We start from the raw sequence: 2,044 nt of genomic DNA, 5'->3' as shown, positions 1-2,044 counted from the left end.
TCTTCGGTAATTTCGGCTTTGTCGTCATTCGCTGCTGGCAAGCTGTCGGTAATGGCAATGTCCAATTTATCGCTGGCAGTAATATTATTGCTGTCTTCAACGGTAATTGGGAAGCTGTCCACCAATGGCTCATTGCTTGGGTGTTTCAGAACAATCGGGTCGTAAGTGTATTTCACTTCGCCTGTTTTCAGGTCATACGACTGAATGGTCAAAGTACCCTTATCGGTCACAATGGTGGTCGGTGTAATGCCATTGGCACCCACTGGCAATTTTTGGTCTGCAATGGTAATGCTGGTAATGCTCGCCGTTGGGTCGGTCGTTACAAAGAACGAACCTGCTACCGCGTCATCGCCTTCAAATACGGTTTTATCATCGCCCGCCACATCTGGATTGCCCGCGTCTTTCGGTTGATTTGGGGTCTCTGGATTGGTCGGCGTTACATTTGGATTGGTCGCAGGAATGGTGCTTTCTGGCTTGCTTGGTTCAACAGGCACACTTACGCTCGGCACTCCGTCGGTATGACCATTAATGGTAATGGTCAATACTGCCGTTGCCGTGTCGCCGTCTGCGTCAGTAATGGTGTAAGTGATGGTATCTACTAATGTTTTGCCATCGCTTAATTTATTTACTGTGTCATTAGTGTTGTCCAATGTATAGGTGTAATTACCCGCCGCATCTACGGTAAATGAACCGTATGCGCCGCTTACATTGTCAATCGGGGTGTATTCGTTGCCCGCATTGGCGGTGTCTGTACCCAAATTGTCGTTGGGTTTCAGGCTGCCTGTAACGGTGTTGGGTGTCGCATCTTCGGTAATTTGGTTGCTGTCGTTTTCAGCAACAGGTACACCATCAATAATGGCAATGTCCAACATACCATAACCTTGACGGTCATTGCTGTCTTTCACCACAATGCTGATTTGGTCTAATACAGGCGCATCTGTGGCATGATTTTGTACTTTCGGTACAAATACATAGCTCACATCGCCAGTCGTTGAATCATAGCTCGTAATAGTCAAAACGCCTTTGGCTGTGTTCAAAGTAACGGGCGCACTTGGGCTAACCGTTAATGGAACCATAACGGTTGTGCCTGATTCATTCGCCAACAGAATCTCTTTAATCGTTGCGCTGCTCAACCCTGGTACGACTTTAAACATACCTTGTACGCCAGCCGTATTGCCTTCAAACACTTCATTGTCGCCCATACCCGTTGGGTTCGCTGGCGTAGGCGGATTGTCTGGCACAATCACTTCTGGGGTTTTTGGATACACCACGTTCACAGGCGTTTGTTTAGACGTTACGCCTTCTGGGTTTTTCGCAATGTAGTTAATCGGCGCAGGGTCGTCTTCAAAGCCTGGATTCGGTGTAAAGGTAATGGAACCATTGGGTTTACCCGTTGTCGGGTCTTTGTCTACCGTCCAAGTCCCTTCGTTTGGAATCACTACTGTGTCTGTACCACCCGCAGCTGGATTATTCGGGTTAATCAATTGAACCGTAGTCGGGTCAATATTATTACCATCGTTTTCCAATACATTTTGGCTCACAGGTGTACCGCGTTCACCTGGTTTGGAGTCTGGTAAAGTGCTGACTGTGCTCGTATTTGGATAATTCACATCCACCGTGCTGGTTGGCAAGGTATTGCCGTTTTTGTCGGTTACGGTGTATGGAATGGGCGTTGGGTCGCCTGTAAAGTCTTTATTTGGGGTAAACGTGACATCACCTGTTGGTGTAGTTGTCCATGTACCTTCGTTTGGCACAGTTACCGACGTGCTTGGCGTACCCGTAATCGGGTCAATCAATTTCACCGAAGTCGGGTCAATGTCTTTGCCATTGTCGCCATCGTTGCTGGTCACGTTTTGGGTTACAGGCTGCCCTGGTACGCCTTCTTTCACATCGGGCGTTGGCAATGGGGTCGGCTGTTTCTCTGGGTAAGCAACGTCTACCGTGGTCGGCGGCAAGGTGTTGCCGTTTTTGTCGGTTACGGTGTAAGTAATCGGCGTTGGATCACCTGTGAAATCTTTATTAGGCGTAAACGTTACATCGCCTG

The 2,044-nt window shown here is 48.3% G+C and carries 1 protein-coding gene; it reads right to left on the bottom strand.

The annotated features are described in order from the left end of the window. On the bottom strand, positions 1-2,044 hold a 2,044-nt coding region (locus Q338_RS12405; RefSeq protein ID WP_034296023.1), incomplete at both ends, for an Ig-like domain-containing protein.

Origin of the sequence: Alysiella crassa DSM 2578 (assembly GCF_000745955.1) — a bacterium.
In the GTDB taxonomy this organism is placed as follows: Bacteria; Pseudomonadota; Gammaproteobacteria; order Burkholderiales; family Neisseriaceae; genus Simonsiella; species Simonsiella crassa.
Note: the sequence above shows the minus strand (reverse complement) of the source record. Positions and strands in the feature narration are given on the sequence as shown.